The following is a 12,240-nucleotide window of genomic DNA, read 5'->3' as shown; positions in this document are numbered from 1 at the left end:
TGCCTCCCTATCGACCATTCCCCTCCCAACGCTTAAATAAATCGTGTTCAACAGATATTAAATCGCATATTTTTCCGACAAGCATATCAACTAAATCTTCTATTGTATCTGGTTTATGATAAAAAGCTGGACACGCTGGGAGAATTTTAACGCCTAGCTTTGCTAGTTTTAACATATTTTCTAAATGAATCGCATTTATCGGTGTTTCTCTAGGTACGATAATTAAAGATCGCCCTTCTTTTAAGGTAACATCAGCAGCACGAGTTAACAAATTATCGGAAATACCATTTGCTATACAGGCCAACGTTTTCATAGAGCAAGGAACAACAATCATTGCATCATTTTTAAATGAACCACTTGCGATACTCGCCCCTATATTATTTACTTCATGTAACACATCTACTTTTTGACGCAGTACTTCTCTTGTAATATTCATTTCATAGTCAAGCACCTCCCAACCACTGTTACTAACAACTGCATGAACTTCACAACGCTGCTTTCTTAATACATCTATTAATTTTAATGCATATACAGATCCACTTGCACCTGTAATTCCTATTATTATACGCATATTTACTCCTATCTAAATTTCAAACCCATTGATAATATGATTTACATCCCATGAATGATTATTTTTCCATACCACCTCAATAATATCAAAGCTAAAATGATAATTTTCCTCTTCTATCGTAGAGATATATACTTGTGCCACTTGGATAATTTTACGTTGCTTTTTCCAATTCACAGCTTGTGATGGTACGCCATAATTTAAACTTTTTCTTGTTTTTACTTCAACAAATGTGATAAGCGATCCCTTTTTCGCGATAAGATCAATTTCCCCAAGCTTTATTTTATAATTACATTTTAATATCTTATAATTTTTCGCTAATAAATAATCTGCTGCAATTTTTTCCCCTTGGATTCCAAACTCACGATTATTCATTTTTAAACCTTCTTTAGCTAAAAAAGTTTAGGCTTCGCTTTCTGATCCATTCGATATACATAAGCTAACACTTCAGCAATCGCTTTATATAATTCAGGGGGAATTTCCCTATCTAAATCAACTGCCATCAGCATAGCTGACAACGTTTTATTTTGATAAATCGGAACTGCATTTTGCTTTGCCGCTTGAATAATATTTTCCGCGACATACCCTTTCCCCTTTGCTACAACTTTTGGTGCAGTAAATTTTTCTTCATCATAGCTTAACGCAATCGCTTGCTTCCCACTAATATTTTCTTTATCCATATTGTTTTTCACCTATTTCATTTACTTTTACATCTGTTAAGGTAAATGGTAATTTTTCAAAGGCAGTCTCCAGCTCAGGGATAAATTCACTAAAAGAATTTACACTTTCTTCATTTGAAAACGCTAAACGGAGATTTAGCTTATCACCTTCATATAAACGAAAGATTACTTCTACTGCACCAATATTTTCTGTAATTAAACATATTCTTAACCATGTTTCAGCTTCTTGTTTTTTATTGTTCTTTTCTTCAGCCTCCTGATGATAAATGTGAATATAGGCAGGATATTGATGTTCATTATCGCCAAGATAGATAGGTGACATAAATGACATAGATTTTTGATTGCCACTTACCTCTACCTCAGATTCTAAAGCCTTTTTTAACCCATTACAAAAGTCCAAGATATTTTTACCTGCATTTTGCAATTTATTTTGATTTAAATCTAAGAGTTTTGTCAAATTCGTAAGTTGGACAAACGCCCAAAGCTTTGGCAACTCCGGCAAATTTTCTTTCACCGCCGCTTGCCGGATTGAAAACGGAATGTTTTCTTCGGCCATAGTTAATAATGTTTTAAGAGTGGCAACATCTTTTTCTGATAACACACTTTGTTTATCATTGATAAAATTCTTTAGTAAAGTTACATCTTCTTCCGACAGCTCTTTGTTACTATTCAACAATTGCATTGATAAATTTTTCAATAGCGTCTGTATATCCTTGCTATTTATCTGATTTGCCAAATTAGCATTTACAGCATTCGCATTTTGAGAATTTTTCTGTCCAGTTTCTAAGTTTTCATTTATATTTTGCTTTCCAAGTTGCTCTGTATTCTTCGTCCCTTTTTCCAATCCTTCGCCCAGATTCTTTTCAGTTAGAACTTGTCCTTTAGCTGAATTTGCTAAATTCTCTTGTTTTACAATCGGTGTATCTTTGGAAGAATTCGGTACAGTTTCATTTGCATTTTTCTTTGCATCAAGAACTTCACTATTATTTTTTTCTTTCACTTCATTTTTAGATAAAGCTTTATCCTGCGCCTGTCCTTGCTTAGTCGGGTCCTGCTCATTCGCAATAGGTTTTTCTGCAACTTCTGCTCCAGAATTCTCACTTTTAGCTGAAGGGATAAAAAACTTAATCAGCTGTTGTAAAATATCTGTCTCTGGTGATTTTTGTATTGGCGCTTGAACAAGCGAAAAATTATTCAGCAATAATAACTGTATTTCTTGGGGAAGCTGATTAAACTCTTTTCCTTCTAACAATTGCAAAGCAATTTTATTTAAATTCGTTGCATTAATCTCTATCCCATTTTCTTTTCCATTCAAATTTAAATTTGCGAACAATGTTTTAAAGATTTCAGGAAGTTTCTCTATTGAACTTTGTGTAAACTCAACCCCTAATTGTTCAAGAAATTTCGCTAAAATAGTTAACTGCTCCAAACAAGCTTTCTGACTTTGAATTGTATCTGATAAGCCTTGGCTTACAGAGGATTCTAAGGAAAAAGAGCTTTGCAATATTTCATTCATCATTTTTTGTAACTCTGGAGGAAGTTCTTGCTTTACGTCCATCTTATCTAAAATAGTCTTCGTTAATACATTTAATGTGCTTTGTACGGAGTTTTCGATATTGACTTCAGTTTTCGGTTGAAATGACGAAGCACTGCTAACATTAGGCTTACTCTGCGTACTAGACACTTGACTTGGACGGTCAACGCTGCTCACATTTGTATTTACATTATTCATCGACATTGATTGCTCACCTCCAAAGATTTAATTGGTTCAAAGGTTCTGCGATGAAATTCGCACGCTCCATAAGTTTGAATCGCTTGGATATGCTCTGCTGTACCATACCCTTTATTTTTAGCAAAACCATACATCGGATATTTTTTGTCAATTTCATCCATTAGCCTATCTCGTTCAACTTTTGCTACAATAGAAGCTGCTGCAATTGATGCACTTAATGCATCTCCTTTAATAATTGAGATGGATGGAACAGCTAATTTATCCAACTTAACTGCATCAATTAATACAGCCTCCACCTGTGGCTGTAATTCATCTATGACCTGATACATCCCCTGAATTGTCGCCTGATAAATATTGATTTCATCAATAACCTTTTCAGAAATAACCGCTCTTTTTATCTTGATTGCATGATCTAAAATAAACTGATAAATAGTTTCCCGTCTATTTTGTGAAAGTTTTTTAGAATCATTAATATAGGGAATATGTATTCCTAGCGGCAATATCACCGAAGCAACGACGACGGGACCAGCCAATGGCCCTCGCCCAGCTTCATCAACACCAGCGATAAAATTTATTCCTTTTTTCTTTAATTGAAACTCATAATGATATAACGTTTGTACACGAGCCTTTTCCAACTGTAATTTATCCCACTTTTTAATCAGTTTACTTATTGTACTACGAGGATCATTACGCAGTTCATCTATTTGATCACTTGTAAGTTTATCTAAGTTTATTAATTCAGCTAATTGAGCTGACGTTATTTTCTCCATTTTCCTACTAATCTCCAAAAATATTTTTAACATTTAATATTCGGTTAATAATAATAAATCCCTTTATCAATCAATAGAAAAGAACTGTCGACATTCATCGACAGTTCTTTTCTATTCTTCTTTTAATTCACTAAGTACCACTTGATCTATTTCATCTACATCCGCGATCTGTACACTAATAATTTCCTTGCTTGCCGTAGGAACATTTTTCCCTACATAATCAGCTCTGATCGGCAGCTCTCTATGTCCGCGATCAACTAATACCGCCAATTGAATAATACGCGGTCTTCCCATATCGATCAATGCATCTAATGCTGATCGAACAGTTCTCCCTGTATATAAGACATCATCAACTAAAATAATGATTTTTCCTGTGATATCAACAGGAATTTCTGTTTGGTGAACGACCGGTTGATAAGCTAAAGTAGATAAATCATCACGATATAATGTAATATCGAGCGTTCCCACCGGAACTTTTACCCCTTCTATCTTTTCTATTTCTTTAGCAATCTTCTCCGCAATAGGGACACCACGCGTTCTAATTCCAACAAGAATAATATCTTGTATCCCTTTATTTTTTTCATTGATTTCATGCGAAATACGCGTTAGCGCACGTTTGATTGCCTGACTATCCATAAGAATAGTTTTTTCAATAATATTTTTCATGTAAATTCCTCCTATCGCTTCATTTTTAACCTTAAAACTTTTAGAATTTTTTCCATATCCTCCGGCAATGAAGCAGAAAAAAACATTTTTTTCTCTGTAATTGGATGGACAAATTCTAAAGTAGCAGAATGAAGTGCCTGTCCTTCAATTTTAAACGGTGACTTTAGCGTGCCGTATTTAGGATCTCCTAAAACCGGATGCCCGATATAAGTCATATGTACTCTAATCTGATGTGTCCTTCCTGTTAAAAGGCTACATTCCACTAATGTATATTCGCCAAAACGTTCAAGCACTCTAAATTTAGTTATCGCATCTTTGCCACCTTCAAAAACAATCGCCATCTTTTTCCGATCCGTGGCGTGACGGCCAATTGCCCCTTCAATAACACCCTCATCTTCTTTAATATTTCCGTATACAATCGTCAAATATTTTCTTTGTGCTGTCTTAGCTTTTATTTGGGCGGCTAAATTCAAGTGTGCAATGTCGCTTTTTGCAGCAACCATAACACCTGATGTATCTTTATCGAGTCGATGAACGATTCCCGGTCTAATTTCACCATTAATTCCAGATAAATCATCACAATGAAATAAAAGCGCATTAACTAAAGTACCAGTATAATTTCCAACTGCCGGATGTACAACCATACCTCTTTTTTTATTTATCACAATCAAATGCTCATCCTCATATAAAATGTCTAATGGGATATCTTCTGGTACAATTTCTACTGGTTTAGGCTCCTCTATTGTAACATCTATTTTATCTGATAATTTAAGCTTATAATTTGATTTCACAACTCTGTCATTCACAAAAATTTGGTTTTGTTCAATTTTTTTCTGAATATGCGAACGCGATAAATTTTCTATATGATCTACTAAGTAAAGATCCAATCTTTGATTTACATCATTTTCTGTAATCATAAAGGTAAATTGATTACTCATTTTTTTCTCCCTTCATCTTACAATCTGCATAAAACATTGTAATAATAATCATACCTACGCCAACAACAATAAAAATATCTGCAATATTAAAAATAGGCCAAATTTTAAAGTCAAAAAAATCTACAACTAATCCAGTCCTTATCCTATCTATCAAATTCCCTACAGCTCCGCCAAAAAGCATCCCCACACCAAGTCTAAGCATTTTAGATTTTTGAGGGATGAGTGGATATATATATCCCGTCATTAGAATCATAATTGTAGCAATTAAAATAAAAAACAGTCGCTGATTTTCTAATATTCCAAAAGCCGCTCCTGGATTTAATATATAGGTAATATGGAATATCCCTTCTATCACAGGAAGGGAATCTCCTAATTCCATACTATTTTCAATAAGAAATTTACTAATTTGATCTAACAAAATTATCCCAATAGCTAAAAAATATATCGGCACACGCGTTCTCCTAACACAAATTTTTTCATTCTTACATTGCTTTATTATATCATCTTACTTAATTTATTAAAACTTACTACTTAAATCAATTCTGCATCTTCTAAAAACAACCCTTTATTTAATTATCGAAAAAGATTTTAGCCATCTACAAAAAGAAAATTCAGTAATCCTTTTTCTTTGAAAATATAAAATAAGCCCACAAACAATAAGAAGTAAAGTAACAAATATGCTGAATTGGGGGGAGCAGAAAACATTCTCACCTATGATTGAATAAATTAAAATTCCTGGAATTTGTCCAATTCCAGTCACAATAATAAAGTAAAAAATTTGCATTTTGGATAGCCCGCAACTATAACTAACCACTTTAAAAGGTACAATGGGAATAATACGTGCTGCTAAAACACCAAATAAACCATTTTCCCGGATATAATTATTAAATATTGTCAAGTAATGTTCGGGAACAATCCTTTCTATGATAACTTTCCCATAAAATCTTGACAATAGAAAATCTATAATCGCACCTAATAATGCTCCAATCCAGGAGTATAAAGCCCCTAATTGCCAACCAAATAACCAAGAATTTGCCAAAGTAATAATCATTCCTGGAATAAAAGGAAACAATGACTGAAAAATCATAATAAGAATGCTCATGATAGGCATCCATATTCCATATGAAATTAAAAAGTTCTTCATTTCTTCAATATTCGCACTTCGCAATATTTCTAATACATCTTTGCAAAATTTCTGTAATTCCGGAACTAAATAATACAAAGAGAATATCCCAATGATGGATAAAAATCGTATTGTTAAGCCTTCTTTATTCTTCACAGTATCTCCTCTTTAAGTTAATTAAACCTATTACAAGTTACCTTGTTTTGCTTCAATGATATGAAGGATTTGGACAATAAAATCTCCAATAACAGGTAAATTCAATACAATCAATCGACTTAACAAATCAATAAGAATTGCAAAAACAATTGTAGCACCTACAGCTATTCCTAATCCTTTAGAGATCCCAGCCAAAAAATTCAAATAAATAATTTTAGATGGTTTCTGTAATAAATCAATATACTCAGCAATTCTCATAGATTCTAATCGATCAGCTAACTTATCTATTTGTTTATCCAACTTATTTATACGCTCATTTTCCATGACAAAACCTCCATTTATAGCATTGCCATTTAATATAAGAAAAAACGGGCTAAGCCCGTTTTTTCTTATATTAAAGTTGTTTTACAACTTCAGCACAACGTTTGCATAAAGTTGGATGTTCAGTATCAGCGCCTACTGAATCATCATAAATCCAGCATCGTTCACATTTATCACCTTCGGCTAATGTTACCTCAACGGCAATTTCTTTTTCTGGATTTTTATATACGCTTTCTCCTAAAGCTTTATCAGTACCTTCAATAACATTTACTTGAGAAACAATCAAAATTGAAGGTAAAGCTTCCTTGATATTCATTAATTCACTATATGTTACTCCATCTGCATAAATGTTTAATTTAGCATCTAACGGATGTCCAATCACTTTATTGCGGCGAGCAATCTCTAATGCTTTTGTTAATTCACCACGCATAGCTAAAACATTACTCCATTTTTGTTCTAACTCGGCATTCAAATATTCAGGCTGCGCTTTTGGCCATGCTGCAAGCTGTACGCTGTCAGGCATCCCGGTTTCTTTTTGCATATACTTCCACACCTCTTCAGAGGTAAAGGTAAGAATCGGCGAAATCATTTTGACTAATGTTTTTAAAATTTCATACATCGTCGTTTGAGCTGCACGTCTTTCCAGAGAATTTGGCAAAGATGTATATAATCGATCCTTTAAAATATCCAAATAAATCGAACTTAAATCAACTGTACAGAAATTATGAATCGTATGATAAACCACATGGAATTCATAATTTTCATATGCCTCAGTAACCGTCTCGCGAACTTGTTCCAAACGTAATAACGCCCATTTATCCAGATCTTTTAATTCAGCATAAGCTACTTTATCTTTGTTAGGGTCAAACCCATTTGTATTGCCAAGAATATAACGGAACGTATTACGAATTTTCCGATAAACTTCTGACATTTGTTTTAAAATATCTTGCGACAAGCGAATATCTGCTTGATAATCAGCTGATGCAACCCATAAACGTAGAATATCCGCACCAAATTTACTAATAATGTCTTTTGGAGCCACGACATTTCCAATAGATTTAGACATTTTACGACCATCACCATCAACGACAAAGCCATGGGTCAGTACAGCTTTATATGGTGCTTTACCACGCGTTGCAACTGATGTTAATAGGGAAGATTGGAACCAACCACGATGTTGGTCACTGCCTTCGAGATATAAATCGGCCGGCCAAGCCAAACCTTCGCGCTGTTCTAATACAGAAGCATGACTTGAACCACTATCAAACCACACATCCATAATATCGCTTTCTTTACGGAAATGGTTATGACCACATTTCGGACAAACAAATCCCTCTGGTAAAATTTCTTCTGCAGTTTTCGCCCACCATGCATTAGATCCTTCTTCTTTAAATAAGTCTTTTATTGCATGAATTGTATCATCATTAATAATATGTTCATTACATTTTTTGCAATACATAATTGGAATCGGCATCCCCCAAACACGTTGACGTGAAATGCACCAATCATGACGATCTGCCACCATATTATGAATTCGATTTTCACCCCAGGCAGGAATCCATTTTACATCTTCAATTGCTTTTAAAGCCGCGTCCCTAAACCCATCAACAGAGGCAAACCATTGTTCAGTAGCACGATAAATGATTGGATTTTTACAACGCCAACAATGTGCATATTGGTGACGAATGGAACCATTGCCAAGTAATTTTCCCGATGCAGCTAAATCCTTAATAATTGGTACATTTGCATCATGAACAAGCATACCTTCATATTTCCCAGCCTCACTTGTAAATTTACCACTAGCATCTACAGGGCTGATAATCGGTAATTTACATCTCATTCCCGTTTCAAAGTCATCTTGCCCATGTCCCGGTGCTGTATGAACACATCCGCTACCTTGTTCTAATGTTACATAGTCGGCAGTTACAACCGGTGATTGTCTGTCAATGAATGGATGAGCAAACACCATTCCGGCTAAATCTGCACCTTTTATCTTCGCTAAAACCTTATATTCATCTTCAATTTTGCACTGTTTCATTACACTTTCAATTAGGCCAGAAGCCATTAAATAAACTTCTTCGTTTACTTGCACCCAAGAATATTCAAATTCTGGACTAACTGCAATTGCAACATTGGCAGGTAACGTCCAAGGTGTCGTTGTCCAAATAACAGCATAAACCTTACTTGCATCCACGCCACTCGGTAAATTATTCTTCGCATCAATTAAAGGGAATTTTACAAAAATTGCATGAGATTTTTTCTCTGCATATTCAATTTCAGCCTCTGCTAAAGCCGTTTCACAAGAGGTACACCAATAAACAGTTTTAAGCCCTTTATAAATATGACCTTTTTTCGCCATTTCACCAAATACTTCAATTTGCTTTGCTTCGTATTCTGGTTGCAAAGTCACATAAGGATGGTCCCAATCGGCCTGAACTCCTAAGCGTTTAAAATCCTCTCTTTGAATATCAACATATTTTAACGCATAATCTTTACACTCTTTGCGTAAAGCTAGTGCATCTAATTCATGTCGATTTAACCCTAAGATTTTTATTGCTGCGTGTTCAATTGGCAATCCATGTGTATCCCAGCCTGGAACATACGGGGTATCAAAGCCCCGCAATGATTTATACTTCATAATAATATCTTTTAATACTTTATTTAAAGCATGTCCCATATGAATATTTCCATTCGCATATGGAGGCCCATCATGTAAAATAAATTGTGGCTTGCCTGATGCTTGCTCACGTCGTTTTTGATAAATATTTATTTCTTCCCAATGTTTTAACATTTCCGGTTCTCTTTGTGGCAAATTACCGCGCATCGGAAATTCAGTATCTGGTAAATTTAAAGTTTTACTATAATCCAAAATATTTCCCTCCAAAAGTAAGTAAAATAAAAAAACCTCTCCATCCCCAAAAAGGGACGAGAGGTTATTCCCGTGGTACCACCCTAATGACTTATCTCATAAAAAGCCACTTTTGACGTTATAACGTTCGTCATTCGGCGCAATCTACTTTACGTTCAATCCGCAGTTCAAGAGTGATCTTCATTAACAACTTCTATCGAGCTCCCACCATTTCCCGACTCGCTGAAAAAATGATTGCTAATTACTCTCTCTATCATAACTATTTAACATATAATGAACAGCTAACTACGAGATATTATACAAAATTAATATCTCGTAGTCAAATTCTTTATAATTTATTCTTCCTCTGCCTCATCAGAATCTTTTAATAACTCTAATTGAGTCAAAACCAATGTACGCATTCTTGTTCGATAAAGCTGTGATCTCTGGTTTATTTCTTCATATTCAGTCATTTTTTCTTTTACTTTTAGATTTGCTTCATCAAGCAAACGCTGTCCTGTAACCTTTGCTTCTTTTATAATGAGCTCTGCTTCTTTTTTCGCATTTAATTTCACTTCTTCTGCAGTTTCCTGAGCTACAACTAAAGTATTATGTAAAGTATTTTCCAAATGCTGAAAATGTTCAACTTTAGTTTTAAGTTTATCAATAGAATCCTTTAAGTCAACATTTTCACGATATAGTTGCTCATAATCTTTAACAACCCTATCTAAAAACTCATCAATCTCATCTTCATTATAACCGCGAAAACTTCTTTTGAATTCTTTATTATGAATATCTAATGGTGTAAGCATGCATACTCCTCCTCAAATATCACTTTATATGTATCTTTTTAATACAATACTAATTCTACCTTTTTTAGTTTGTCCACGGATTTCCTCTACTTCAACTCTGCCTCGCCCACGCATTGAGATAATATCCCCAACTTTTATTGTCTGTGAAGCACCTTTGATTGATTGCCAATTTAGTTTTACTTTTTCTGTTGCAATATCCGCAACAATTTTACTACGTGATGAACTAAAACCTGCTGCAGCAACTGAATCAAGTCGAAGCGATGCTACAGTTGCCCTAATCTCTTTACACCGCTCTTCTTTAGGTTCAATTTCACTTAAATCACATTCTTCTACACTAATACTTGCCGCTCCAATTTGAATAAAATTCTGCATAACATATTCATAAATGGTGCTATCTACTAATATTTTGCAATGATCACTTTTCACTAATAGATCACCAAGGACATTTCTTTCGATACCAAGGCCAATTAAAGAGCCGAGGATATCCCTATGCGAAATATGATAATACTTATCATTCCAAGTCGCTTTGATTACCTTTATCGCAAAATCCTCATTGCCAAGAAAATCTTTATGTTTAAAGGAAACCCGCTGCCGCTCAGCTCCATAGTACCCCCCAGAACTATTAATTTCTATATTATCGTAAGACGCGGCAATCGTCTCAGCAATTGTATAGCCATACGGGTCTAAAAATTCACTCACCTTATACTTGCGATTTTTAGACACAAGCTCTGCAATGTCAAGTAATCTAGCCGCAATTTCCGCCCCTTCAGTTCCACGATAATATCTCAATATTTTTTCACGATCAGCCATTCTTTTTCCCCATTGATTTAGATTTATTCGTTGCAGATTCAACCGCATCAATTAAAGCACTTCTTACAGCACTTTTTTCTAATTCGTAAATTCCTGCAATAGTTGTTCCTCCTGGAGAAGTGACCATATCACGAAGCTCAGCCGGATGTTTGCCTGTCTCCAAAACCATTTTCGCTGCCCCCAACATCGTTTGAGCAGCAAGTGTAATTGATACATCTCGAGTTAATCCCATCTTTACTCCAGCATCAGCTAAAGCATCAATAATAACAAAAGCATATCCCGGACCACTACCTGACAATCCCGTTACTGCGTCCATGGCGCTCTCACTTAAAACAACTGCCTTACCAACTGAATCAAAGATTTCTAATGCAATTTTTTTATCGTCTTCTGTCGCATATTGTCCCATTGCAATTGCCGCCATTCCTTCTCCTACTGCTACTGGCGTATTAGGCATGACGCGAATTACGGGTTGTTCTGAAAAATATCTTTGTAAGGATTCTAAAGTCAATCCAGCAACAACAGAGATAATTAAGGTGTCCTTTTTTACACTTTTATAAATAGACTTTAAAATACCATGAACAACTTGTGGCTTCACTGTTAAAAATAAAACATCTACACTACTTCCAACAATATTTCCTTCACCTTGAGCTTCAATATTATATGTAGTTTGTAAATATGCTCGACGTGATTCAATAATCTCAGCTACATTAATATTTCTTGCAGGAACTAATCCTGCTTTGATTATCCCACTTAAAATAGCTTCAGCAATTGCCCCGCCACCAATAAATCCAATCTTTAAATTATCCAAATTGCTTC

Annotated in this window: 14 protein-coding genes and 1 other annotated feature; all 14 genes read right to left on the bottom strand. The window is 34.7% G+C overall.

All coding sequences use genetic code 11. The features are described from left to right. Positions 1-7: 7 nt before the first annotated feature. The 14 genes from P3F81_RS05905 to proC all read right to left on the bottom strand — a co-directional run bounded on the left by P3F81_RS05905 (position 8) and on the right by proC (position 12,232). Complete coding sequence (locus P3F81_RS05905; protein WP_147668383.1) at positions 8-571, bottom strand: UbiX family flavin prenyltransferase; 564 nt, start codon at positions 569-571, stop codon at positions 8-10. A 12-nt stretch (positions 572-583) separates the two neighbouring features. Beyond that, on the bottom strand, positions 584-943 hold the full coding sequence (locus tag P3F81_RS05900) for a YraN family protein (protein ID WP_147668381.1): 360 nt from the start codon (positions 941-943) through the stop codon (positions 584-586). Between the two features lie 17 nt (positions 944-960). Beyond that, the gene (locus P3F81_RS05895; RefSeq protein ID WP_147668379.1) at positions 961-1,248 is read right to left on the bottom strand and encodes an EscU/YscU/HrcU family type III secretion system export apparatus switch protein; all 288 of its coding nucleotides are present in this window, start codon (positions 1,246-1,248) and stop codon (positions 961-963) included. Then, the gene (locus P3F81_RS05890) at positions 1,241-2,986 is read right to left on the bottom strand and encodes a flagellar hook-length control protein FliK (protein WP_147668377.1); all 1,746 of its coding nucleotides are present in this window, start codon (positions 2,984-2,986) and stop codon (positions 1,241-1,243) included. Before P3F81_RS05890 ends, P3F81_RS05895 begins: the two co-directional genes overlap by 8 nt. Further along, entirely contained in the window at positions 2,977-3,750 is a 774-nt protein-coding gene (rnhB, locus tag P3F81_RS05885; RefSeq protein WP_147668375.1) for a ribonuclease HII, read from the bottom strand. Before rnhB ends, P3F81_RS05890 begins: the two co-directional genes overlap by 10 nt. Positions 3,751-3,861: 111 nt before the next feature. Continuing rightward, the gene (gene pyrR / locus P3F81_RS05880; protein WP_147668373.1) at positions 3,862-4,416 is read right to left on the bottom strand and encodes a bifunctional pyr operon transcriptional regulator/uracil phosphoribosyltransferase PyrR; all 555 of its coding nucleotides are present in this window, start codon (positions 4,414-4,416) and stop codon (positions 3,862-3,864) included. A gap of 11 nt (positions 4,417-4,427) precedes the next feature. Beyond that, on the bottom strand, positions 4,428-5,354 hold the full coding sequence (locus P3F81_RS05875; protein ID WP_147668371.1) for an RluA family pseudouridine synthase: 927 nt from the start codon (positions 5,352-5,354) through the stop codon (positions 4,428-4,430). After that, positions 5,347-5,805 carry a signal peptidase II gene (gene lspA, locus P3F81_RS05870; RefSeq protein ID WP_147668369.1) on the bottom strand — a complete coding sequence of 153 codons (459 nt, stop codon included), beginning with the start codon at positions 5,803-5,805 and terminating at the stop codon, positions 5,347-5,349. Before lspA ends, P3F81_RS05875 begins: the two co-directional genes overlap by 8 nt. A gap of 114 nt (positions 5,806-5,919) precedes the next feature. After that, a complete protein-coding gene (locus P3F81_RS05865) occupies positions 5,920-6,633 on the bottom strand; it encodes a TVP38/TMEM64 family protein (protein ID WP_147668367.1) in 714 nt (237 codons plus the stop codon). Positions 6,634-6,663: 30 nt separating this feature from the next. Next, entirely contained in the window at positions 6,664-6,957 is a 294-nt protein-coding gene (locus P3F81_RS05860; RefSeq protein ID WP_147668365.1) for a DUF5665 domain-containing protein, read from the bottom strand. A 70-nt stretch (positions 6,958-7,027) separates the two neighbouring features. After that, on the bottom strand, positions 7,028-9,823 hold the full coding sequence (gene ileS, locus P3F81_RS05855) for an isoleucine--tRNA ligase (RefSeq protein WP_147668363.1): 2,796 nt from the start codon (positions 9,821-9,823) through the stop codon (positions 7,028-7,030). 49 nt (positions 9,824-9,872) lie between these two features. Next, positions 9,873-10,089, bottom strand: a binding site (T-box leader). Between the two features lie 69 nt (positions 10,090-10,158). Continuing rightward, positions 10,159-10,614 (bottom strand): DivIVA domain-containing protein, encoded by a 456-nt coding sequence (locus P3F81_RS05850; RefSeq protein ID WP_147668361.1) that lies wholly within the window; start codon positions 10,612-10,614, stop codon positions 10,159-10,161. Between the two features lie 24 nt (positions 10,615-10,638). Continuing rightward, positions 10,639-11,424, bottom strand: a complete 786-nt coding sequence (locus P3F81_RS05845; protein ID WP_147668359.1) for a YlmH family RNA-binding protein — start codon at positions 11,422-11,424, stop codon at positions 10,639-10,641. Then, complete coding sequence (gene proC, locus P3F81_RS05840; protein WP_147668357.1) at positions 11,417-12,232, bottom strand: pyrroline-5-carboxylate reductase; 816 nt, start codon at positions 12,230-12,232, stop codon at positions 11,417-11,419. The genes P3F81_RS05845 and proC overlap by 8 nt, the downstream gene beginning before the upstream one ends. Positions 12,233-12,240: the final 8 nt, after the last annotated feature.

Source organism: Selenobaculum gibii, from assembly GCF_030273445.1.
Lineage (GTDB): Bacteria > Bacillota > Negativicutes > ICN-92133 > ICN-92133 > Selenobaculum > Selenobaculum gibii.
The sequence above is the reverse complement of the archived record's forward strand: the minus strand, read 5'-3'. Positions and strand labels throughout refer to the sequence as shown.

What these genes read in the sequence shown, in the direction of transcription:
- P3F81_RS05905 (WP_147668383.1), bottom strand. Translation starts at nt 571, where the DNA reads ATGCGTATAATAATAGGAATTACAGGTGCAAGTGGATCTGTATATGCA.
- P3F81_RS05900 (WP_147668381.1), bottom strand. Translation starts at nt 943, where the DNA reads ATGAATAATCGTGAGTTTGGAATCCAAGGGGAAAAAATTGCAGCAGAT.
- P3F81_RS05895 (WP_147668379.1), bottom strand. Translation starts at nt 1,248, where the DNA reads ATGGATAAAGAAAATATTAGTGGGAAGCAAGCGATTGCGTTAAGCTAT.
- P3F81_RS05890 (WP_147668377.1), bottom strand. Translation starts at nt 2,986, where the DNA reads ATGTCGATGAATAATGTAAATACAAATGTGAGCAGCGTTGACCGTCCA.
- rnhB (WP_147668375.1), bottom strand. Translation starts at nt 3,750, where the DNA reads ATGGAGAAAATAACGTCAGCTCAATTAGCTGAATTAATAAACTTAGAT.
- pyrR (WP_147668373.1), bottom strand. Translation starts at nt 4,416, where the DNA reads ATGAAAAATATTATTGAAAAAACTATTCTTATGGATAGTCAGGCAATC.
- P3F81_RS05875 (WP_147668371.1), bottom strand. Translation starts at nt 5,354, where the DNA reads ATGAGTAATCAATTTACCTTTATGATTACAGAAAATGATGTAAATCAA.
- P3F81_RS05860 (WP_147668365.1), bottom strand. Translation starts at nt 6,957, where the DNA reads ATGGAAAATGAGCGTATAAATAAGTTGGATAAACAAATAGATAAGTTA.
- P3F81_RS05850 (WP_147668361.1), bottom strand. Translation starts at nt 10,614, where the DNA reads ATGCTTACACCATTAGATATTCATAATAAAGAATTCAAAAGAAGTTTT.
- P3F81_RS05845 (WP_147668359.1), bottom strand. Translation starts at nt 11,424, where the DNA reads ATGGCTGATCGTGAAAAAATATTGAGATATTATCGTGGAACTGAAGGG.